Here is a 21,005-nt window from a genome sequence, read left to right on the forward strand (position 1 = left end):
TTTCAATAGCGGGTTGTGGCGCCGCCGAGGTTCGCGGCGGATCAGGGGGAGGATCAGGGAGGTACGGGGAGAAGCGTTGGAGGCGGGAGAAGCGTCAGTCGTCCGACGCCTGGCCGGGCTTGCGTCCGTCCAGGCCCTGCCAGCGGCGACGAAGGGCGAACGCGGCCGTCTTGGGCTTGCGGTCCCGGGTGAAGACGCCCTTCTTGTTGCCGTCGACGCGGTGGATGCCGGCGGAGGTCTGGAAGTCGGCGAAGTTCCAGACGTGTTCGCCGATGAACTCGGGGAGGCGGTCGAACACGCGGTGGTACATGGCGAGGTAGTCGCTCTGGTACTCCTCGCTCCACGGCGTGTCCCAGACGGAGTGGAGGCCGGGCTGGGTGTCGGCGCCGTACTCGGACATCATGACCGGCTTGCCGAAGCGCTGGACCCAGCCGCGCAGGTCCTGCTCCAGGTAGTGCCCGGCGGTCGCGAGGTCGCCGGTGAACAGGTACCAGCCGTAGTAGCGGTTGATGCTCAGTACGTCGAACAGGTCGCCGATCAGGTCGTTCTGCGGCGTGGCGAACATGACCGCGGAGTAGGTGAGGGGGCGGGTCGGGTCCAGTTTGCGGGCCAGCTCGACCAGCGGCTCGAAGTACTCGCGGGCGCCGTCCTCATTGGAGGCCGGCTCGTTGGCGAGGGACCACATCACCACGCTGGGGTGGTTCTTGTCCCGCTCGATCAACTCCCGCAGGTGCTGGGCGTGGACGTCGCCGGTGATCCCGCCGAAGTTCTCCGGCGCGAAGGTCGGGGTCGGCGCGGCGCCGGTGAGACCGCCCATGACGCCCAGGTTGAGGCCGACGGCGGCGGTCTCGTCGATGACGACGATGCCCTGCCGGTCGGCGAAGTCGAGCACCTCCTCCGCGTACGGGTAGTGCGAGGTGCGGAAGGAGTTGGCGCCGGTCCACTGCATGAGCTGGAAGTCGTGGACGAGGTAGGCGTCGTCGTGGCCCTTGCCCCGCACGGGGGTGTCCTCGTGCTTGCCGAAACCGGTGAAGTAGAACGGTTCGCCGTTGATGAGGAAATCGGTGCCCCGCACTTCCACGGTGCGGACGCCGAAGGGCTGGGTGTAGCTGTCGACGAGTTCTCCCGCACCCATCTCCTCCTCGGCGACCAACTCCACCACGAGGTCGTACAGGTAGGCGGCGCCGGGCCGCCAGAGGGTGACGTTCTCGATGCGCAGGACGCCCTCGGCTCCGTTTGCCGCCGCCACGATCCGGCCCGCCTCGTCGACGGCGCGCACCCGGACGGCGATCGCGTCGGCTGCCTCGCCGTCGGTCTCCACGTGGTACTCGACGATGCCGGCCGCGCCGTCCCGTCCGGTGACGACCGTGACGTCCTCGACGAAGGTCAGCGGCGTGCTGCACAGGCGGACCGGGCGCGCGATGCCCGCGTAGTTGTAGAAGTCGTGCAGATACGACTGGCGTTCGCGGCCGTCGGGGCCGGTGGTGACGGTGCCGGGCGGGATCGTCTCGTTCGTCAGCCGGTTGTCGACGCCGACCGTCAGCCTGAACTCGGCACCGGGGTCGACGATCCCCGTCAGGTCCGCCTCGAACGGGGTGTAGCCCCCGGTGTGTTCGGCCACCAGCCGGTCGTCCGCGTAGACCTGCGCGGCGTGGGTGACGGAGCCGAAGCGCAGGACCACCCGCTCGCCCACCCAGCCGCGCGGTACCCGCACCTCGCGCTGGTACCAGACGACGCCGACGTGGTCACGGATCTCCGCGTCCACGAACAGGTCGTTGTAGCTGGCGGGGACGGGGACTTCGAGGGGTGAGGTGAGCCGCGAGGTCCACGGAGTGGCGCCGGCTCGTGTGTCGAGGGCGAACCGCCACAGGCCGTCGAGGCCGGCGATGTCGCGGGTGGGGCTGGTGCGGGGGGAGAGCATGGGGCTCCTACGCGTCGTTGCGGGGCAGTGGCCCGAGGGGGCCGGGGGTGGTGGGGCGTCGCGGACTAAATCGTTTCGCCGGCGTCGGCGAGGAGCGTGCTGCCCGTCATGAAGACGGAGAGGTCGCTCGCGCAGAACAGCACCACGCGGGCGATGTCGTCGGGCACGCCGAGGCGTCCGAGCGGTCCCGGCTTCATCACGGACATGAGGGACTCGGTGTCCAGAGAGACCCCGGCCCCGGCGGCTGCCGCCATGTTCCCCTCGGTCGGTACGAACGTCGGCGCGACACCCAGCACACGAACCCCGAACGGGGCGAATTCGAGGGCGAGTTGCCGGGTGAGGCCGCGCGCCGCGTGCTTGGAGCCGACGTAGGCGGCGAGCCCGGGGGCCGTTCCCCGGAACCCGGCCGTGGAGACGACGTTGACGATGACGCCGCCGCTCCCGGCCTCGCGCATCCGGCGCGCGGCCTCCCGGGATCCGAGGAAGACACCGCGCGTGTTCACGGCGAACACCTCGTCCCAGGTCTTCTCGGACATCTCCAGCGCGGGAACGCTGGGGAAGACACCGGCGTTGTTGACCCAGATATCGACCCCGCCCAGCTCCCGGACCGCGAGATCGGCGGCCTCGACGACGCTCCCCGCGTCGGTGACATCCACGTGGGCGGCCACCGCGCAGCCCGCGCGGCGGGCGTTCAGATCCTCGGCGACAGTGGCGGCGAGCCGGTGCTCGATATCGGCGACGAGCACGTCCGCGCCCGCTTCGACCATGCGCTCGGCGATGGCCCGGCCCAGTCCACGGGCCGCGCCGGTCACGACGGCGCGCCGCCCGGACAGCGAGACCAGTTCGGCCAGGGACCGGGACGAGACGTCGGGTACGGATACCTGCACAGCGTGTCCTTCCGGTGGCGGTGCGGTCAGTTGCCCGCGCGGCGGGCGGTCTCGCCCAGCCAGGCGAGGCTGGGCTTGGGGCGGCGCTCGAAGGTCTCGCGGTCGACCTCGACCAGTCCGAACGTCGGCGCCCAGTGGCCCCACTCGTAGTTGTCGAGGAGGCTCCAGTGCAGGTAGCCGCGTACATCGATGCCGTCGCCGTCGGCGATCGCCGCCCCGAGGTGCTTCAGGGCCTCGCCGGTGTAGGCGATCCGGCGGGTGTCGTCGGCGGTGGCGATGCCGTTCTCGGTGACCAGGATCGGCATGCCTCCGGTGACCTCGGCGGTGTGCCGTACGGCGATGGCCAGGGCGTCGGGCCGGTAGGCGGTGCCGACGAGCGTGTTGTCCGGGTGCTGTGGGTGGGGCTCGACGCCGTCCGGGCCGACCCACTGGCTGGAGTACGACTGCACGCCGACGAAGTCGTCTCCGCGCGAGCCCTCCAGGTAGAGGTCCTCCCAGACGTACTCCAGCTCTCGCTTCTTCTCCTCGGCCCCCGGGCGGGCGACGAAAGCCCGGTTGGCGATCGTCCAGCCGACCTTGGCGCCGGTGCGCTCACGCAGCAGGTCTCGTACCGCGTGGTGCGCCTCGACCAGCCGTTCGCCGATCTTCACATCGGGGGCCGGCAGCGGCGGTCGGGGGCCCTCGTGGTCGAGGGTGGGGCTCTGCCACTCCCCGGCGGCCTGCTGGTTCCGCATGGCCTGAGCCATGCCGATCATGATGGCCAGCATGTTCGGCTCGTTCATGGTGACGACCCACTCGACGCCGTCGAGGATCGGGGCGACCGCCTCGGCGTATGCCTGGAACCGCTCCACGGCGCGGTCACCGAGCCAGCCGCCCTCCTGGGCGAACCAGAGCGGGCTGGTGAAGTGGTGCAGGGTCACGACCGGCGTCAGGCCGAGCTCGAAGGCGGTCTCGATCATGCGCCGGTAGTGGGCGAGTTCGGCTCGCGAGATCATGCCGGGGACCGGCTCGATCCGTGCCCACTCGATGCCGAAGCGGTAGGCGTTGAGGCCGGCGTCGGCGAGCAGTCGCATGTCCTCGCGGTAGCGGTGGTAGCTGTCGCAGGCGTCACCACTGCGCTCCATGCCCGGCATGAGCCCCTCGCTCGCCCAGAAGTCGCTGTTGAGGTTGTTGCCCTCGATCTGGTGCGGTGCGGTGGAGGCTCCCCAGAGGAAGCCGGGAGGGAATTCCGTCATCGTCGACTGCTTTCCTGAGTGTCGGTGGTCAGGGCCTGGGGGTGCTTTCGCCACGACCTGGCCGTTCGGGCGAGGTGGGCAACGGCCTCAGTCCGGAGGGGTGTTCGGGGGTTGAGGCGATCTCTCCCGCCGGGGCTCTCTCCCGCCGGGCCGGTCCCGCGGACGTCGCGGTGGAAGAGGACGCTCACGCGGTGGCTGACGCGCCGGGCGATGGTGGCGCGTTGCCGGAGGGCGACGAGCGAGTCGAGAACGCGTGCCTGTGTGGACGGAGAGAGTGCCGAAATGGGTTCGTCGCAGACGACGGGCCGAGGCCGGGGCGTGGCGCGGTCGCGGGCGTGGGCGGTGAGTGCTCATGGGTGTGTTCCTTCGTGCGGGAGCCGGGTGGGCCGCGGCCTTCGTCAGTTCGCCGCGCAAGTGCGCCGCGGGCGAGCGCCAACTCTTACCATGCGGTTGGTTTTGGCTTGGACAGTAGATCCGGATCGCAAGGGCAGGAAGGCTGTAGCGCGACTTCGTGATCAGAACGTTATATTTAGGCGTCTCGGCCAGCGGGAAAGCGGGCGCAATGCCTCGGCATCGCGGGGCGGCCCGGGTTCCGCTTGAGCGGTACGGGCTCGTCCTGCGGTATGTCGGTCGCGGAACGCTCCTCGCGCCGGGACCAGACCGCTTCCGGTGACGTGACGCCGTTGGTCGTCGAGTGGGCGACCGGCGTCGATCTCGCGGGAGGGGTCGCTGTCTGCGGGCGGTGCGGAGGTCGCCACTTCGGAGGAGTTCGAGCGCTGGGGCGCCGTGCCGCACCACGGCTTCGCCGTAGCGGCGCGCAACTCCGTGCCGGTCGGTGTCAGTTCAGTGCATCGGGATCCGTCGCCGGCCGGTGTGGGGCGGACTGAAGCGGCGCACGTTCAACCCGGAATGGCATCGCTGCCACCGCGAGGAACACGAGCGGATCGTCGCGGATGTCCGCGAGTGGGATCCTCAGGCCCTCCGCGAGGCCGTGAGAGAGCACTCGCAGGGCGTGCGGGGCGCGCCGCACGGCACATCGGCCCTGACGGCGGCCGGTATCCCGTGGGCGCGTCGCGGTGCCGAGTTGGGCGGCGATCCGCTCACTCGTCGGTGTGGTCGTGGTCGAAGAGCAGGCGGACGAAGTCGGTGACGGGCCTGACGATGTCGAGGTCCGGAGCGAGGACCCATTGCAACTGGAGCCCGTTGAGTACGGCATGGAAGAGAACCGCGGCGCTCTCGGGGCTGACGCCCTCGCGCAGGGTGCCGCGGGCGGCTTTGTCGTGGAATCCCTCGGCGAACTGGGTGCGCCCGCGTTCGTAGCGTTCGACGAAGTAGGTGTGGGCGGGATGATCCGGCCGTGAGGCCGCTGCGGCGAGCTCGATCCACAGGCGCATCAGCTCGGGCGCCTTCTGGTGGTGGCGGAGGAGTTCGGCGAGGTAGGGCGCTAGCTCGTCCGGGCTGTCCACCTGCTCCAGGCCCTGCTGCCATTCCTCGGCATCACGTTCGGCGAGCACCGCGGCGAGCAGTTCGTCCTTGTTGCGGAAGTGATGCAGGAGGCCGGCGTGGGTGATGCCGGCACGCTCCGCGATGTCGCGCAGGGAGGCTTTGGCATAGCCGTTCTCGGCGAAGCTGTCGCGTGCGGCCCGTACGATGTCCGCTCTGCGGGCCGGTGTCTTGGCGTACGGACCGCGCGCTTTTGCCTGACCCACGGGTGCGCCCACTCTCCTCGACGAAGTCGGTCCAACGCAGTAGCTGAGCCGTTAAAACTTACCACATGGTTGGTATTTATCGGCTCGCGTGTGGACGATCGAGAGTCAAGGCTCTGTGAGGAAGGCTGATCACAGGAGGGGACCTCGTCTACCTCATGCCTGGCCGAGGCGGAACAGTACCGCGCCGTGCGCGGGCAGGAACAGGCACTGGGCATCGGCTACGGCGACAGCAGCGGACTGCTGGACTACCGAGTCCGGCCCGGGCGTCGGCCCCCTCAGGTCCGGGGCCGCGGTCGAGGACGCCGCGGGCAGGCCGGTCGCTGATGGTGTCGTTCGCCTTCGAGCGCACCCCCGGGGGCCGGTCTTCGGTGAACGGCAGCGCTCGATAGCGGCGGTCGGCACCTTGGTGCCGGACGCGGTGATGACGTCCTTCATGCCCGCTCAACTCCCTGCTCTGCGGAAGCGACACGCTTTCCGGAGCTGGAGCCGCTTCGCGGAAAGGAAGGGGCGGCCCCGTTGGTGGGGCGGTGGGCGGCCCACTCCCGAGGGGGGCCTGCCACATGTGAATGGATACCCGCAGGGGCGGCGATTCGCCGTACCCGCTCGGGGTGTGTCCGCGGGCCCAATTCCCGCCGCTCACCAGGAGTTTCGGGAATCCGAGATCGCCTATGCTGGCCGTGGACAAGAGCAATGATGCGCGGAGGCCTGGCGTCGTGGGTCTGGATCTGAACCTGCTGGTGCCGTTGGACGCGCTGCTGCAGGAGCGCAGTGTGACGCGGGCGGCCCAGCGGCTGGGGCTGAGCCAGCCCACCGTGAGTTCCGCGCTGGCCCGGCTGCGCCGCCACTTCGGCGACGAACTGCTCACCCGAGTGGGGAACACCTACGAGCTCACCCCGCTGGCCGAGCGCCTGGCCGCGCACACGGCGCAGGCGCTCGGCTCGGCGGACCGGGTCTTCCAGACCCGCCCCGCCTTCGACCCCGCCCACGCGCGGCGCGAGTTCACCCTGGTGGTGACGGACATGCATCTGGCCACCTTCGGCCGCACGCTGGCCGCTCTCGTGCGTGACGCGGCGCCGGGAGTGCGGCTGCGGTTCGAGCACAACACGCCGCACATCGTCCGACGCGCCCCCGAGCATCTGCGCACCGTTGACGGCATGGTGCTGGCGCAGGGCCTGTTGGCGAACGTCCCGGCCATCGACCTGTACGACGACCGCTGGGTGTGCGTGGTCTCCTCCGACACCGTCACGTCGGCACCACCGAGCCCGGAAACGCTCGTCGTACGCCCTTGGGTGCTGCCCTATCACTTCCCGGCGACGGGCTTCTCGCCCCTGCACGGGCTGCACGCCCATGGCCTGGAACCACGGGTCGAGATCGCCGTCGAGAACTTCCTCACCATGCCCTTCCTGATCGCCGGCACCGACCGGGTGGGCGTGGTACCCGAACGCGCCGCCCGCCTGTTTCCCGCCGACAGCGGCACGTCCGTCGTCGAGCTGCCGTTCGGTAGAGGCCGGCTGGTGGAATCCCTGTGGTGGCACCCCCTGCACGAACGTGACCCCGCCCACATCTGGCTGAGGGCGACCGCGGCCGAGGCCGGCCAACTGGTCGCCGCCGGTACGGCAGAGGCCGTGCACCACGACACACCGCACAGCTGACCGGACATCAATCGGCAGGCCGCGCTCCGGAAGAGCGCAGTGGGACCTGCAGTGGGTGGTGCCCCGAGGCCCGGGCCTGGGTCTGGGCTCGCACGGCGGTATTGATCTCGTCTATGGCCGCCATCAGCGATCTCCCGTTCCCCAAACATTTGATCAGCGGCGAGAGTTGGGCTCGCGAGCACGCCAGTGGCGTACGGCGAGTCGTCCGTTTCGTCCCACGGGCCGGACAGTGCATCCGCCCGCGGCGTGCTCTGCGACGACTGAGCTTGTCTCCCCCCACCCCCACTTCGCGGTTTCTTGGAGATGACTGTTATGCGCGGCGAACTGCTGGCGCTCCGGGCAGGGCACGTCTTCGACGGAGTCAACGTCGGACAATCGGGCATGGTGCTGGTCGAGGACGGCGTGATCCGCGACGTGGACTTCACGGGAGCGGCACCGCCGGAGCACGCGGCGGTGACGGACTTCGGGCCGGACGGCTGGCTGCTTCCCGGACTGATCGACGCGCACGTGCACCTGTGCTGGGACGGGACCAAGGACGCCGTAGACCATGTGGCGTCCCACGACCACGAGGCCGTACTGAAGACCGCACGCGCCTCCGCGGCGACCACGCTGACGACCGGTGTCACGACCGTCCGGGACCTCGGAGACCGCGACTACCTCACTCTCGCGCTGCGGGAGCAGGTGCCGTCCACGGAGCGCCCTGACATCGTCGCCGCGGGCCCGCCACTCACCACCCGCGGCGGCCACTGCCACTTCCTCGGTGGCGAGGCCGAGGGGGCCGGCGCACTGCTGGCGGCGGTACGGAACCGTGCCGCACGCGGCTGTGACGTGGTGAAGGTGATGGCCAACGGCGGCGTGATGACGCCCGGCTCCAACTCCCTGCACCAGCAGTACGACCAGTCCGACCTGCGGCTGATCGCCGACGAGGCGCACCGGCTCGGGCTCACCGTGGCCGCCCACGCCCACGCCGCCCCGGCGATCGCGGACGTGGTCGACGCCGGCTTCGACACCATCGAGCACTTCTCCTTCCTCACCGACGATGGCGTCGGTCTGCGCCAGGATCTGGTGGACGAGGTCGTACGGCGAGGAACGTTCATCAGCCTCACGGTGGGAATCCTGCCCGGCAGGACACCGCCGCCCCCGGCTGTGGCCACCCGCCTTGCCGCGCTGTGGGACGTCGTGGCCAAGGTCATCGCCTCGGGCGCCCGGATCGTTCCCGGCACCGACGCAGGCATCAACTCCGACAAACCGCACGGCGTCTATCCCCACGCGCTGACCCAACTCGCCGAACTGGGCATGCCGAACCGTGACGTGCTGCGCTGCGCGACCGCCGAGGCCGCCGAAGCGGTGGGCCGGGCCGGACGCAAGGGCGTACTGCTCCCCCGCGCGGACGCCGACATCCTCGTGCTCGGCAGTTCCCCCGTCGACGACATCTCGGCCGTCACCGACATCCGCGCGGTGTACCGGGCGGGCCACCGGGTGCGCTGAGTCCCGGAAAACCACCCACGAAAGGATTGTGCGGGTCGGCCCATTCGCCTGACGGTCCGTCGACTTTACGGCGCACCCGTTCAGCAACCACGGCCGAGATCGCGACGGCCTGCCCCCGCGGACACCGCAGCGTCAGCGTCCCTTGCGCTGAAGGAGTCGGGCGGCCCGTACTCCAAGCCGCCGGTCGCCCCTGGTCCCCGGGCACGCGCGGTGAGCGGCCGTGCCTGCCCGGGCCGCATCGCCCGTGGGGACGGGCCGGTGCGGTGAACGACCCGGCCGCGGACTTCCCGTCCCCCTCGGGAGCCCGCGGCCGGGTCTCCTCCCGTCGGCGGCATCGAGAGCACGGGAGATCCCCACCGCCGTGCCCGTCCTCGGCATGCGCTCTCACCTGCCCGGAGAGTTCACCGGCACTGCGGGCTTCGTGGCGGGACACCGGAGCGGGTCCGGGTGGGTGGCGGTCTCAGGTGGTGGCCTGGAGGTGTGCCGGGCTGAGGTAGTGCACGGCGGTCTGTGCGGTGTGCGGGGTGAGCAGGCCCCGCAGTTCCTCCGCCGCGACCTTGAGGAGGTCGCCGTCGCGGGTGGCGTGGAGGGTTTCGAGGACGAAGACGACGTGTGTGGAGTCCTCGGTGACGCGGGTGCGGTGGGCGTCGCGGTGGTTCCAGTGGCGGGTCAGGACGCCGGTGGTGTCCGCGTAGATGATCTCGCCGGGCTTGGGGTTCTCGACGGTGTCGGGCTCACCGAGCGGGGTGAAGGACTCGGTGCCGTCCGCCCGGCGGATGTCGACGTCGCCGGTGACGTGGTCCAGGTCGAAGGCGCCGGCGGGCAGGCCGTGCCGGACGGAGACGGCGTTGTAGGAGTCGACGGCCGGGTTGATGCGCGGCAGCGTTCCCTTTTTGGCGAGGCGGCGGCCGAGCGCGTCGACGCTGGGGCGGATGCGGCGGGGGTTGGTGCCGAAGGAGCGGTAGGCGGTGTGCCAGGCCTCGACGCGGGGGTCGGTCTCGTCGGCGGGGTGCCAGGTGCCGTCGGCGAGCTGCCGCTCCAGGTCCTCCAGGGCCGTGGTGGTGTGGGGCCAGGGTTCACGGCCACGCAGGCCGACGGCCGTGACCAGGGCGATGAGCGCGTCGGGGAAGGCGTCCGCGACGGCGGGGGCAATGCGGAAGGCGGGCATGGGAGGGATTTCCGTTTCCGGTGTGCGGGTGTGCGGGTGTGCGGGTGTGCGGGTGAGCGGGTGTGCGGGTGCGCGGTCTGCGGGCGTGCGGGTCTGCGGTCGGGGCGGGGGTCAGGGCTTCCAGGGGCCGATACGGGCCAGGCGGTTGCGTTGCCGGCGTGCGGCGGGTACGTCGAGGCCCTGGTCGCGTGCGGTGAGATGGTCGGCGACGGCGGTGCGGTGCTCGACGGCCTTGTGGTCGTCGTACTTGAACTTGGCCACCACGTCGGTGACCTCCAGGCGCAGGCCCCGGATGCCGGGCAGCATCCGGCCGTAGGGCGGCTGGTCGACGGCGACGGGGGCGTGGTCACCGTCGGGCTGGAAGTGGGCGAGCTGGCGGCGGAGCAGTTCTGCCTTGTCCTCGGGGTCGTCGACGATGTGGGCGCGGCAGGTGAACTGGACGGCCGTGTAATAGCTGGTGGGGACGCCGTCGGTGGGCGGAGTGCCGGCGTCGGCGCGCCAGGGGCCGGGGATGAAGGCGTAGTCACCGAAGACGGTGAAGAGGACGTTCGGGTCGTGCTCGATCGCCTTCCAGGCCGGGTTGGGCCGGGCGAGGTGGATCAGGAGATGGTCTCCGTCGCCGGTGAAGTGGGTGGGCACGGCGACGGGCGGGTGGCCGGGCAGGCCGTTGACACTGAGCTGTCCGAAGTCGTGGCCTTCCGCGATCCAGGTCTGCCATTCGGCTTCGTCGAGGCTCGCGTCCCAGGGCTGTATGAACATGCTCGTCTCCTTGCGTCGTCGGCTGTGAGGGTGGGCCACGGGGCTGCTCAGGTCAGCACGAGAAGGCTGACGGCGACGGCGGCGTGCGGTGGAGCAGAGTGAACGCGGAGGCGGGGGCGACCCCGGACGCGGCACCCCAGCCCAGGGCGCCGGCGCTGAACGAGGCGCCGAGCACCGGCCACAGCAACAAACTCGACCACGAAAGAGGCCGGGGCCGCGATCATCACCGTACGCAGCACATGAGCCCTTCGGGCGCCGAGGCCGCCGAGGAAGTCGGCGCATCCATGGGCGAGTGAGCTGCCCAAGGCCAGCAGCAGAGCGATCACAGCACATCCCTTACCATCATTGGAACGACCGCACCGTACAACGCAACGACCGGCCCCTGTCAACCGAACGACCGCACGGTGCATTGAAGTGGTCAGTGTCGAGGATGGAGATCAGATGGCTGAGACAGCCGCAGCCCTGCGGACGGTCGCCCACAACGTCCGGGCGGCCCGCACGCGGGCGGGCCTGTCCCTGGAGGAACTCAGCCGACGTTCCCAGGTCAGCAAGGGAGCCCTGGTGGCACTGGAGAAAGCCCAGGGCAACCCCAACCTGGCCACCCTCGTCCGGCTCGCTGACACCCTTGGCATCTCGGTATCCGCCCTGATGCAGGGACCGCCCCAAGGCCGCGTCCGCGTCGTGGCCGCCGACACCGTGACGCCCCTGTGGAACGGCGACCGAGGTGGCGAGGCCCGGCTCATGCTGACGACCTCGGGCCCGGCCCCTGTCGAGGTCTGGCGCTGGCGGCTGGAACCGGACGAGGAATACCCCAGCCACCCGCACCAGGCCGGAGTCGTGGAAACCGTCAGCGTCACCTCCGGCCGGATGGCCCTGATCGTCGACGGCACCGAACACACCGTGGAAGCCGGGCAGACCGCCTCGTTCGACGGCGACACCCCGCACACCTACCGCGGCTCCGGCACCGAAACGTGCAGCCTGATCATGACGGTCCACCTGCCGCCCGGCCCGGTTTCGGCAACCTGACCCGCGAAGAGCAGGCGGAAGTCATGGAGCCGCGGGCGCAGTGACGGTGGGGTGGTGAACGACGCGGCACCGGGCAGCCGCCGAGAACTCGCCCGTCGGCAACAGGCCCTGCGTACCGGCCCTTCCTGTCTACGACTGCCTGCCCGACCGTCATGTGCGGGGCGTGGCCACTTAAGGCCCCGGTCGGACGGCGAACCGGCGCCGCGGGCTCGCGTGACGATGCGCATCGTCACGCGTCACGCGTCACCTGTCACCCGTCACCCGTCACCTGTGGCGCTGAAGGCGCGGGGTTCGTACGGCGTCTCCCTCTCCACCCGGCATGCATTCAAGCTCGGCCGCCAGGCTCTCGGTGAGCCCGACGTGTTCCTCCACGATCGGGCACGGCGGACGTCGACCATCCACTCTGCAGGCTCGCCTGATGCTGCCCGGCCGGGCGGGCCAGCGCGTCGACGGTCGCGGCGAACAGCCACGGCAGCCGCTGTGCCAGAGGCACCAGCGCCGCGCGAGCCGGGGGCACCCGCGTCGCGCCGAGCAGTGCGTGGGTCAGCCAGCGGTAGCGCCGTGTGAGCCGGCGCCACTCCCGCTCGTAGCCCGCCAAGTCCCCGTGGGTGACGGCCCGGACGGCCGCCGGCGCCTGTGCGAGCGCCAGCGCGATGCCCTCACCGGTCAGCGCGTCGACGTAGCCGGCGGCATCGCCGACGAGCAGCACCCGGCCGGCGGTGCGCGCGCTCGTGTCCTGGCGGAGCGGGCCCGCCCCACGCACCGGTCCGGCGTGCCGGGCCCCGGCCAGCCGCTCCCGCAGCTCGGGGAAGGCGACGAGGTGGTCGTCGAACGACCCGCGGGCGCTGGTGAGCACCGCGACGCCCACGAGGTCGCCGGCCACCGGGGTCACATAGGCCTCCGCGCACGGGGCCCAGTGCACCTCGACGTGGTCGCTCCAGGGGGCGAGCTCGTAGTGGCGCCGCAGCCCGTGCCGCGGGCGGGCCCGGCGTGGCCGGTCGAGCCCCAGGGCTCGACGGATCGGCGAGTGCAGGCCGTCGGCCGCGACGAGGTGGCCGGCACGGGCGCCGTCGACCAGCACACCGTCCTCGTCCTGCTCGACGCGGTGCGCGGTGCGCTGCTCGACCCGTACGCCCGCGGCGAGCACCGTCTCGCGCAGCGCCGCGTGCAGTGTCGTGCGGCGTACGCCCCGGCCCGGGCCCGCTCCGAAGTCGGCATCGACCCGGCGCGGTCCGGCGACATAGCGGATGCCGCGCAGATCGTGCCCCGGCGGGCGCAGGCCGAGCGCCGCCAAGGCGGTGACGGCACCCGGCATCAGTCCCTCGCCGCACGCCTTGTCGACCGTGCCGGCGCGCCGCTCCCACACGGCCACGTCGAGCCCCGCCCGGGCCGCGTGCAGGGCCGTGGCCAGGCCTGCCGGGCCTCCGCCGACGACGAGCAGGTCCATGTCCGCCTCCTTCAGGCCAGTTGTGCCAGGGCGTTCAGGCCAGTTGTGCCAGGGCGGCGTCCTCGGTGCGGATGCGGGTGGCGAGCAGGAACCCGTTCAGCGCCGTGAAGACGACCGCCGTGACCCAGGCCGAGTGCACCAGGGGCAGCGCGAGCCCCTCCGCGACGACGGCGACGTAGTTGGGGTGCGGGATCCAGCGGTAGGGGCCGCCCGTCACACGCGCGGCGCCCGGCACGACGATCACCCGGGTGTTCCACTGCCGCCCCAGGGTGGCGATGCACCACCAGCGCAGCGCCTGCGAGGCCGCGACGAGGGCGAGCATGGTCCAGGCGAGGACCGCTACCGCGTCCGGCCGACGCGTCCACACCTCCACGAGCGCGCCGACGAGCAGGCCCGTGTGCAGCACCACCATGAACGGGTAGTGCCCCCGCCCGGCCTCCACGCCGCCCCGCGCGAAACTGAGGGCGGCGTTGCGCTGGGACACGGCGAGCTCGGCGACCCGCTCCAGGCCGACGGCCAGGACCAGAACGGTGAACAGGACCTCGCTGCTCACCGCTCACCACCACCCGGAGCGCGCAGAAGCACGAACTCGGAACAGAAGCCCGGGCCCATGGCGAGCATGAGTCCGTAGGAGCCGGGCGGGGGCGGACGCTCGGCGAGCGTGTCCGCCAGGACGTGCAGCACCGAGGAGGAGGACAGGTTGCCGATCCGGCGCAACGAGTCCCAGGTCACGCCCAGGGCGTCCCGCTCGACCCCGAGGGCGTCCTGCAGCGCTTCGAGGACCTTGGGGCCGCCGGGGTGCGCCACGTACCAGCCGAGATCGTCGCGGGTCAGCCCGTGGTCGGCGAGGAAGCCGCGGACGTCGTCGCCGATGTGACGGCGCACCAGATCGGGGACCGAGGGGTCGAGCACGATCTTCAGCCCGCCGGAGCCGACGTCCCAGCCCATCATGCGCTCGGAGTCGGGGTAGAGACGGCTGCGTGACGCGAGGACCTCGGGACGAGCCGGGTCGTCGGACTGCGCGAGCGCGTGCTCGGGCCCGACGGCGACCACCGCCGCGGCGCCGTCCCCGAACAGGCCGCTGGCCACGAGATTGGCGGCCGAGGTGTCGTCGCGCTGAAGCGTGAGCGAGCACAGCTCGACCGACATCAGCACCGCGACCCCGTCCGGGCGGCCGCGCAGCAGGTCGTGCAGGCGGGCGATACCGGCCGCGCCCGCTACGCAGCCGAGGCCGACGAGGGGCAGGCGCACCACATCGGGCCGTAGCCCGATCTCCGCTGCGACGCGGGCCTCAAGCGAGGGGACGGCCAGGCCGGTCACCGTGCACGACACGATGTAGTCGACGTCGGCCGGTGTGAGGCCGACCTCCTTGAGCGCGTCGACGACCGCGCGAGCGCCGAGCTCGACGCCGGCCCGGATGAAGACGTCGTTCGACTGGCCGAAGCTCTTGAGGCGGGCGTACTCCTCCAGCGGGAGCACGGTGTGCCGGGTCTCGACGCAGACGTTGCGGTGGAACCGTTCCACGATGCCTCGGTTGACCGTGTCCTCGACCAGCGTGGTGGTGAAGGACTCGGTGATCTCCTCCTGCCGGTGGCGGTGCTCGGGCAGGGCGCCGCGAACGCTGAGGACGCGCATGGTCATGCTGGCTCCTGTGGTCGGCTGGGCGAGCGGGTGGGCGCGACGAACGCCCGACCGGGGCGGAGTGCGACGGTCGGGATGAGCCGGGCCCGGGCGAGGCGGGCCGCGAGATCGGCGTGGCACGGCCGGGGCAGCGACGTCCGCCCGGCCCAGGACGGCGACGCGCAGACCCGGGTCGGCGTGCCACCGGCCCAGGGTGGTGGCGGCACGGACCGGCCTGGCGCCGGCCACAGGGAGGTGGAAGTGATGAGAGAGCGCGCCATCAGCCGGCCGCCGCCACGAGCAGTACGACGTCGAGCAGGGCGATGGCCACCGCGGCCCGGAAGGGAGTACGACCGTGGGCGACCAGTGTCAGCAGTGCGAGGGCGGTCACCAGCGTGAGGACCGCCCACGCCCACGCCGGGGGCGTTCCCGCGGGGCCGAGCACGGCGAGCAGCGAGGCGGCGGGCAGCAGCACGGCGGCCAGGACGCGTGAGCGGCGTTCGCCGATCCGGTGCGGGAGGCCGCGGACGCCGGTCCGTTCGTCGTCGGCGAGGTCGGGCAGCGTGTTGAGCAGGTGCGCCCCGACACCGAGCGTGGCGCCTGCGCCGGTCATCCACAGCGGTGCCCAGCCCTGGGTGGGGTCGGCGAGGGTGACGACCGAGGGCAGCGTCCCGAAGGCGCAGGCGTACGGCGCCCAGGACCACGCGGTCGCCTTGAGCCCAAGGTTGTAGGCGTGGCCCGCACCGGTGGCAAGGGTGGCGTTGACCAGCGCGCTGCGCCAGTCGGCCAGCGCGGACAGCACGAGGCAGGCGAGCGCGGCCACGACCAGGGCCGGTACCACCCGGCCGACCGGGAGGGCTCCGATGGCCAACGGCTTGTCGGTGCGACCGACGGCGCGGTCGCGACGGAGGTCCAGCAGGTCGTTGCCCCAGCCGATCGTGAGCTGGCCGGTGAACACCGCCGTGGTGACGGCGACGGCATCGAGCGGATGCAGGTCGGCGCGGAGTGCGAGCAGACCCGCGACGGCGGTGACCGCAAGGGCGGGCCCGCCGTGGGCGGCGACGAGCAGCGCGGGCCCGGGCGGCGGGCCGGGGCGCGCCGGGACCGCGCGGGTGGTCACGGGCATCGCCGCACCTCGACCGGCCTATGACGGCTCGTGGCGACGAGCGCGCCGAGCACCGTGCGCGGGTGCGGCACGTGCGTTCCGACGGACGCGGCGTCCTTCATGCGTCGTACGACAGTGGAGCCGATGCCTCCCGCCGCACGTGTGACCATGATGGGCATGCAGGATCGCTGCCACGTTGCCCGCCCGCTCACACGAGGCACTCCGGCATCCGGTGGAACGTCCGCAGCGTCGGCAGCTCTCGCTGTGCTGTGCGTCGTGCCTCCTCGGCCTCCCTCCCCAGGCCCTGAAAGCACTGCACTGGCTCTCGGCGACATCGACCGGGTTGCGTGCCGCGGCGCCGTTCCACGCAGGCGGGCCGCTCATGCCTTGTCGGCTCGTCCGCCGACGTGTGCGTGAGGATGCTCGCCTTGGGCTCCGACTGGCAGGGCATGAACGACGCCCCCGGCACATGCAGCAATACCTTGAGAACTCGGGCCTTTGGACAAGCAGGTGTTCGGGTGCCTTGTCCGGAACGGAGATGCGCTCGGCCGACCGTCTTCAGGCGCCTCAGCGCCCACGGCTGCTGTCGCCGACCGGGCAGCGTGTGAGGGTCAGCGCAGTACTGAGCCGATCCACGCCGTCGCCTGCTCGGGCGTGCTGCGGGTGTCGACACCGAGGACGTGGACGATGCCCAACAGGCCTTTGGGACCGCGCACCTGGAGGGTTCGCTGGGCGTGACTGCCCGGCTGGGGATGGACGATGACGGCCGTCGGGGCGTCGGCGGACGCGTAGCCGCTGCCGTAGGTGAGGAGCTGGTGGACGTCGTCCGCGCTCACGCCGTGGCGGTCGTAACGCTTGTACTTGGCGTCCACGGGCAGCAGCGTGCGATGTGCCGTGTCGTGTCCTGGAAGTCCTGGAAGGCTGAGCAGGAGATCCGGCCGGAAGGTCGAGGCGTTGCCCAGATCTCCGCGGACTGTGATGCCGACGCCGCTTCCGCCGGGTACGGCGTGGCCGCCGTGCGGGCCGGCTGCCTCGGTGCCGAGACGGCGGACGACGGCTTCCCAGAGCGCGGGCATGGCGAGCAGGAGACCGTCTGCCGTGGTGCCCTGGTCGGTGAGCAGATCGGTCACGCCGCCACCGCGCAGCAGCAGGCGGGCCCAGGTGTGGGCGGGGCGGTAGCGGGCGTTGAGGCGGGTGTAGTGGGTGCGGTCCAGAGCGCGGAGGGCCGCGGCCGGGGTCGGGGCCTGCGGAAAGGCGCCGGCGGCTCCGTGCAGAGCGCGCGCCAGGCCGGGGCTGGCAGTCAGGGTGAGCGCCGCCCTCAGTGCGCTCCCCAGAACGCGGTTGTCCCAGATGTCCGCCTCCCGGTCGAAGGTGCGGACGTGTAGCTGGTCCAGTTGCCCGTAGCGGCGGGTGGCCTGGGCGGCGACGTCCAGGCGTCCCCGGAGCACCGGTTCGACACTCCGGCGGCGTACGTAGTCCCGGCGCAGTCCCTCCCGCAGCAGCCGCTCGCACTCTTCGAGCAGGGCGGCGGCGACCAGGTCCGCGTAACCGTCGGGGCCGGTGGCCCACCGCCTTGCCGTCGCCGGGACGGGCGTGCCGAGGGCGTAGGCGAGCCAGCTCATGAGCTGCTCTCCCGGAATGGCGAACTTGGGTGTGATGACCACGCGGACACGGTCCAGGACCAGGACTCCGACGGTCGCGTCGGCCTTGAGCCGCCACCCGGTGCGCTCCCTGGTCAGGGTGAGGCAGCCCTGCGCCTGGAGGGCGTGCAGGCGGTCGACGTCCCGGGCAGTGAGCTGGTCGGGCTCCAGCGCGGCGGACTCGTACTCGCCGAGCTGGACCGGGGTGCGGTCAGGCATCCGGGCCGGGAACGCCGCTGGTGAACTCGGTCGCCAGCGCGTCCGCCAGGTCCTGCGGGGGCATGAGGAGCGGACGCCCGGTCTCGGCGTCGACCAGGCCGCCGAGGATGCGGTGCAACAGGTCCGCCCGGCCGAGGCAGTAGTCCTCCAGGAGCGGGATCACCTCGTGGTGGAAGGCCGCGGCCAGATCCTCCTCGGTGGCGATCGGCTCACCGTCGCGGAGCAGGTAGGCGTGCCCGATCTGGTGGTCGGCGTCGAGATGGTGGGCGATGCGGGTGTTGAGGGACTCGAAGAACGCGGCCAGGTCCAGGGGACCCACGGTCCCGGAAACCGCGTCCGGGTCCGGGCCCACGGGCAGGAAGGCGAACCGGCGGCGGACCGCGGCGTCCAGGTGGCTGATGCTTCGGTCGGCGGTGTTCATCGTGCCGATGACCCGGACGTTCGGCGGTACGGAGAAGCGTCGCTTGCTGACGGGCAGGGCGACCGGCAGGTTCCGCTTGTCGAGTTCGAGGAGCGTGATCAACTCGCCGAAGATCCGCGGCAGGTCACCGCGGTTGATCTCGTCGACGACCAGCAGGAACGTCTGGTCGGGATGGGCGGCGGCCCGGCTGCACAGGGTGTGGAACAGGCCGTCCGTGAGGGCGAGGGTGAGCCCCGGGCCGGTGGCGCTCAGGTCCGGCTTGAAGCCCTCGACGAAGTCCTCGTAGCCGTAGGAGGGATGGAAGGTGACCATGCGGACACGGTCGCCGTGCAGCATCTCGGCCTGGGCCTCGGCCCGTTGGCGGGCGTCGGCCCCGAGCGCGTCCGCGCGGCCGTCCAGGGCGAGGGCGGCGCCGAGCGCGAGCCGGGTCTTGCCCGTACCGGGCGGCCCGTGCAGGATCACCTGCCCCTTGCGCTCCAGGGCGTCCAGTACGACCTGTACGTCCTCGGGCAGCGCGACCGGCGCGCCGGCCTGTGCCTGCCCCGTACCCGGGACGGAGCCGGAGCCGGCGTTGTGTGCGGTGAACCTGGCGAAGAGGGACGGGTCGACCTTGGCGAAGGTGGACCGCCACCCGTGCTGGGGCTTCGACAGTTTCTGCGCGGGGGAGAGGTCCCAGGCCACCGGGACGACGTGGTGGAACTCCGGCCGGTCCGGGTCGTAGCGGTAACTCCCGTCGACCCTGCCGGTGGCCAGGACCTCGTCCGTCCCGCGGTTGGCGACGACCCGGTCTCCCGCCTCCAGGTCCCGGAAGGCCAGCAGCCGGCGGGCGAGGGTCAGGCTGCCGCCACTGCCGCGCGGCCAGTGCGCGTCCAGGGCCTGCTTCAGTTCGGTGTCGCTCTGGTACTGGCCGAGATCGCCGAGCTCGTCCCACCCGACGCAGATGAACTCGCCGTCCCGGCATTCCTCCCACAGACGGCCGCGCTCGCCGGGGGCGATTTTCCAGATGGTGCGTTGCCGGGGCCGAGGGTCGAAGTGCTCGTACAGGAAACGCATCACTTCATGCCTGGTCCAGCCTTTGAATTCAGGCTGCACTTGGACGAGTTTGAGCAGGCGGCGATTGATGCGCCAGGCCGAGGCGTCGCCCTGGTCCGCGTCGCCCAACAGCAGAGCGACGAATCGGCGTAGGTGTTCCCCGGCGTAGATCGGCAGAAAGTGCTCGGGGAAGTAGGTCGCCAGGGTCTTCGTCACCAGTGCCGGTCCGTAGCGCAGCACTTCGAGTTCGTCCAGCGCCTCGAAGTCTCCGGCCCCGACGGCATCGAAGGCCCGGACGAACTGCCCGCGCAGTTCCGCCCAGGCGTCCTGCGGGTCCATACCCCTCAGCGGAGCGGCCAGCTTCCATTCGCCGGAGTTGTGGCGGTACATGATGTGCTTCGCGGCACTGCCGCCCTTGATGCTGCCCAGGTGGGGAGTGCCGAACTCCATGAGCCGGCAGTACGTCGGCCCCGACTCGGGCGGCGCGCCCTGCCCGAGGGCATAGCGCTCCAGCGGCAGCTCCGCCCACTCCTCCAACGGAAACTGGGACAGCACCTGCTTGCGCTCGTCCTCGGCAGCCGACTCGACGTCCGCCACGGCGGCCCGGTCGAACTCGGCAGCCGCCGTGCGCACATCCACTGCGTTCGTCATGGAGGCCATGATGCCGGAGCGCGCGGTGGCGTCCCCATCGCGCGGCGAGGGTGGGCAACTTCCTGCGTGCGACTCAGGTGGCTGGCACGATGCTCAGCACGGCGAGGTGGCCTCCCGGGTGGCGGGCGCCAGGGCGATGGGAGAGATCGTGCAGGACTGGATCTACATCCTCAACCCGAACAAGGACACCCTCGACGGGGAGCCCTCCGACAAGGACACTGTGCGTCGTCTCGCCCACAAGGACCCCGAGCGTGACTTCTGGCTCAGCCGACGCAACCGCATGAACCCGGGCGACCGCCTGTGGTTCTTCTTCACGTCGCCGGAGTCGGAGGTCGACGCGGTGGCCGACGTGGTTGAGGTGCCGTACGAGGCACACCCGCCGGATCCCCAATTTGCCTACCGGGTCGACGTGACCCTGCTGTCTGAACCCACGGACGCGCTGTACCGCGACCCGGTGGGCCGGGACGATCTGGAACTCGGCCAGGTGCGGTCGGTGCAGAAGGTCAAGCCGGGGGCGTTGGCGGTCCTGCTGGCGCGGGCCGGTCTGTGAGACGGGCGACCGGTGCGGCGGCGACGGTGTTGTGGCTGAGGTGGGTCAGCACGTGAGGTCGCCGGTGAGCCCCGGTTCGTTCGCGCCCGTGGAGAGCAGGATCTGCTTGACCTTCCCGGTGTAGGCGCCCACCGCCCCGTCGTCGGTCGCGCCGTCCGAGTAGTAGATGGCGTGTGCCCATGGTTCGGCGTCCTTCTTGACCTCGGCGACCACGCTTTCCAACCGCTCGCTACCGAAGTTGACGTTCAGACAGCCGCCCTCCAGATACGACCAGTCGGGGTTGATCCCGTCGGTCTCCTCGTCCGCCGAGGCGTCGGACGGGAGGAGGGCGAGCACGGCGTCACGTGCCCGAGCCTCGCCGACGGGCGAGGCGAACACGACGTCCACGCTGATGAGGTGCTTCTTGAGGCTTTTCGCCGGCGGCACGGTGGCGCAGGAGAGGAAACGCGGCTGCCCGGTGCGAAATTGGATCAAG

General features: G+C 71.3%; 19 protein-coding genes and 1 pseudogene. 4 read left to right on the top strand and 16 right to left on the bottom strand.

Going from position 1 to position 21,005, the window contains the following annotated elements; all coding sequences use genetic code 11:
• Positions 1–94: 94 nt before the first annotated feature.
• The 5 genes from uidA to JIX55_RS42800 all read right to left on the bottom strand — a co-directional run bounded on the left by uidA (position 95) and on the right by JIX55_RS42800 (position 6,187).
• On the bottom strand, positions 95–1,921 hold the full coding sequence (gene uidA, locus JIX55_RS42780; RefSeq protein ID WP_257568577.1) for a beta-glucuronidase: 1,827 nt from the start codon (positions 1,919–1,921) through the stop codon (positions 95–97).
• A 65-nt stretch (positions 1,922–1,986) separates the two neighbouring features.
• Positions 1,987–2,808: an SDR family NAD(P)-dependent oxidoreductase gene (locus JIX55_RS42785; protein ID WP_257568578.1), complete on the bottom strand. Its 822-nt coding sequence runs from the start codon at positions 2,806–2,808 to the stop codon at positions 1,987–1,989.
• 26 nt (positions 2,809–2,834) lie between these two features.
• On the bottom strand, positions 2,835–4,043 hold the full coding sequence (locus JIX55_RS42790) for a family 1 glycosylhydrolase (RefSeq protein WP_257568579.1): 1,209 nt from the start codon (positions 4,041–4,043) through the stop codon (positions 2,835–2,837).
• 1,100 nt (positions 4,044–5,143) lie between these two features.
• Entirely contained in the window at positions 5,144–5,752 is a 609-nt protein-coding gene (locus JIX55_RS42795) for a TetR/AcrR family transcriptional regulator (RefSeq protein ID WP_257568580.1), read from the bottom strand.
• A 153-nt stretch (positions 5,753–5,905) separates the two neighbouring features.
• Positions 5,906–6,187, bottom strand: coding sequence for a hypothetical protein (locus JIX55_RS42800; RefSeq protein WP_257568581.1), 282 nt, complete (start codon positions 6,185–6,187; stop codon positions 5,906–5,908).
• Between the two features lie 278 nt (positions 6,188–6,465).
• Here JIX55_RS42800 and JIX55_RS42805 point away from each other — a divergent pair, with 278 nt between their 5' ends.
• A complete protein-coding gene (locus tag JIX55_RS42805) occupies positions 6,466–7,404 on the top strand; it encodes a LysR family transcriptional regulator (RefSeq protein ID WP_257568582.1) in 939 nt (312 codons plus the stop codon).
• A gap of 303 nt (positions 7,405–7,707) precedes the next feature.
• Positions 7,708–8,892 carry an amidohydrolase family protein gene (locus JIX55_RS42810; protein ID WP_257568583.1) on the top strand — a complete coding sequence of 395 codons (1,185 nt, stop codon included), beginning with the start codon at positions 7,708–7,710 and terminating at the stop codon, positions 8,890–8,892.
• Positions 8,893–9,352: 460 nt separating this feature from the next.
• Here JIX55_RS42810 and JIX55_RS42815 read toward each other — a convergent pair whose 3' ends face one another.
• The 3 genes and pseudogenes from JIX55_RS42815 to JIX55_RS51055 all read right to left on the bottom strand — a co-directional run.
• Entirely contained in the window at positions 9,353–10,060 is a 708-nt protein-coding gene (locus JIX55_RS42815) for a B3/B4 domain-containing protein (RefSeq protein WP_257568584.1), read from the bottom strand.
• A 111-nt stretch (positions 10,061–10,171) separates the two neighbouring features.
• The gene (locus JIX55_RS42820) at positions 10,172–10,819 is read right to left on the bottom strand and encodes an FMN-binding negative transcriptional regulator (RefSeq protein ID WP_257568585.1); all 648 of its coding nucleotides are present in this window, start codon (positions 10,817–10,819) and stop codon (positions 10,172–10,174) included.
• Between the two features lie 82 nt (positions 10,820–10,901).
• Positions 10,902–11,145: pseudogene (locus JIX55_RS51055) on the bottom strand (EamA family transporter); the annotation flags it as partial.
• A 115-nt stretch (positions 11,146–11,260) separates the two neighbouring features.
• On the opposite strand from JIX55_RS51055, the gene JIX55_RS42830 reads away from it, so the two are divergent.
• On the top strand, positions 11,261–11,845 hold the full coding sequence (locus tag JIX55_RS42830) for a helix-turn-helix domain-containing protein (RefSeq protein WP_257568587.1): 585 nt from the start codon (positions 11,261–11,263) through the stop codon (positions 11,843–11,845).
• Between the two features lie 325 nt (positions 11,846–12,170).
• On the opposite strand, the gene JIX55_RS42835 is transcribed toward JIX55_RS42830, so the two are convergent.
• The 7 genes from JIX55_RS42835 to JIX55_RS42865 form a co-directional block, all read right to left on the bottom strand.
• A complete protein-coding gene (locus tag JIX55_RS42835) occupies positions 12,171–13,292 on the bottom strand; it encodes an NAD(P)/FAD-dependent oxidoreductase (protein ID WP_257568588.1) in 1,122 nt (373 codons plus the stop codon).
• Between the two features lie 34 nt (positions 13,293–13,326).
• Positions 13,327–13,845 carry an isoprenylcysteine carboxyl methyltransferase family protein gene (locus JIX55_RS42840; protein WP_257568589.1) on the bottom strand — a complete coding sequence of 173 codons (519 nt, stop codon included), beginning with the start codon at positions 13,843–13,845 and terminating at the stop codon, positions 13,327–13,329.
• The gene (locus JIX55_RS42845) at positions 13,842–14,933 is read right to left on the bottom strand and encodes a type III polyketide synthase (RefSeq protein WP_257568590.1); all 1,092 of its coding nucleotides are present in this window, start codon (positions 14,931–14,933) and stop codon (positions 13,842–13,844) included. Before JIX55_RS42845 ends, JIX55_RS42840 begins: the two co-directional genes overlap by 4 nt.
• Positions 14,934–15,192: 259 nt before the next feature.
• Positions 15,193–16,038 carry a UbiA family prenyltransferase gene (locus JIX55_RS42850; protein WP_257568591.1) on the bottom strand — a complete coding sequence of 282 codons (846 nt, stop codon included), beginning with the start codon at positions 16,036–16,038 and terminating at the stop codon, positions 15,193–15,195.
• Positions 16,029–16,196, bottom strand: a complete 168-nt coding sequence (locus JIX55_RS42855) for a hypothetical protein (protein ID WP_257568592.1) — start codon at positions 16,194–16,196, stop codon at positions 16,029–16,031. Before JIX55_RS42855 ends, JIX55_RS42850 begins: the two co-directional genes overlap by 10 nt.
• Before the next feature lie 432 nt (positions 16,197–16,628).
• Positions 16,629–17,876, bottom strand: a complete 1,248-nt coding sequence (locus JIX55_RS42860) for an McrC family protein (protein ID WP_257568593.1) — start codon at positions 17,874–17,876, stop codon at positions 16,629–16,631.
• A complete protein-coding gene (locus tag JIX55_RS42865) occupies positions 17,869–19,980 on the bottom strand; it encodes an AAA family ATPase (protein WP_257568594.1) in 2,112 nt (703 codons plus the stop codon). The genes JIX55_RS42860 and JIX55_RS42865 overlap by 8 nt, the downstream gene beginning before the upstream one ends.
• A 118-nt stretch (positions 19,981–20,098) precedes the next feature.
• Between JIX55_RS42865 and JIX55_RS42870 the strand changes: the two genes are divergently transcribed.
• The gene (locus JIX55_RS42870) at positions 20,099–20,530 is read left to right on the top strand and encodes a hypothetical protein (protein ID WP_257568595.1); all 432 of its coding nucleotides are present in this window, start codon (positions 20,099–20,101) and stop codon (positions 20,528–20,530) included.
• 45 nt (positions 20,531–20,575) lie between these two features.
• Here the strand turns inward: JIX55_RS42870 and JIX55_RS42875 are convergent, their stop codons facing one another.
• A complete protein-coding gene (locus JIX55_RS42875) occupies positions 20,576–20,956 on the bottom strand; it encodes a hypothetical protein (protein ID WP_257568596.1) in 381 nt (126 codons plus the stop codon).
• Positions 20,957–21,005 lie beyond the last annotated feature (49 nt).

This window comes from Streptomyces sp. DSM 40750 (assembly GCF_024612035.1).
Classification (GTDB): domain Bacteria; phylum Actinomycetota; class Actinomycetes; order Streptomycetales; family Streptomycetaceae; genus Streptomyces.

What these genes read in the sequence shown, in the direction of transcription:
- JIX55_RS42800 (WP_257568581.1), bottom strand. Translation starts at nt 6,187, where the DNA reads ATGAAGGACGTCATCACCGCGTCCGGCACCAAGGTGCCGACCGCCGCT.
- uidA (WP_257568577.1), bottom strand. Translation starts at nt 1,921, where the DNA reads ATGCTCTCCCCCCGCACCAGCCCCACCCGCGACATCGCCGGCCTCGAC.
- JIX55_RS42830 (WP_257568587.1), top strand. Translation starts at nt 11,261, where the DNA reads ATGGCTGAGACAGCCGCAGCCCTGCGGACGGTCGCCCACAACGTCCGG.
- JIX55_RS42860 (WP_257568593.1), bottom strand. Translation starts at nt 17,876, where the DNA reads ATGCCTGACCGCACCCCGGTCCAGCTCGGCGAGTACGAGTCCGCCGCG.
- JIX55_RS42845 (WP_257568590.1), bottom strand. Translation starts at nt 14,933, where the DNA reads ATGACCATGCGCGTCCTCAGCGTTCGCGGCGCCCTGCCCGAGCACCGC.
- JIX55_RS42810 (WP_257568583.1), top strand. Translation starts at nt 7,708, where the DNA reads ATGACTGTTATGCGCGGCGAACTGCTGGCGCTCCGGGCAGGGCACGTC.
- JIX55_RS42865 (WP_257568594.1), bottom strand. Translation starts at nt 19,980, where the DNA reads ATGACGAACGCAGTGGATGTGCGCACGGCGGCTGCCGAGTTCGACCGG.
- JIX55_RS42835 (WP_257568588.1), bottom strand. Translation starts at nt 13,292, where the DNA reads ATGGACCTGCTCGTCGTCGGCGGAGGCCCGGCAGGCCTGGCCACGGCC.
- JIX55_RS42815 (WP_257568584.1), bottom strand. Translation starts at nt 10,060, where the DNA reads ATGCCCGCCTTCCGCATTGCCCCCGCCGTCGCGGACGCCTTCCCCGAC.
- JIX55_RS42850 (WP_257568591.1), bottom strand. Translation starts at nt 16,038, where the DNA reads ATGCCCGTGACCACCCGCGCGGTCCCGGCGCGCCCCGGCCCGCCGCCC.
- JIX55_RS42820 (WP_257568585.1), bottom strand. Translation starts at nt 10,819, where the DNA reads ATGTTCATACAGCCCTGGGACGCGAGCCTCGACGAAGCCGAATGGCAG.
- JIX55_RS42855 (WP_257568592.1), bottom strand. Translation starts at nt 16,196, where the DNA reads ATGCCCATCATGGTCACACGTGCGGCGGGAGGCATCGGCTCCACTGTC.
- JIX55_RS42790 (WP_257568579.1), bottom strand. Translation starts at nt 4,043, where the DNA reads ATGACGGAATTCCCTCCCGGCTTCCTCTGGGGAGCCTCCACCGCACCG.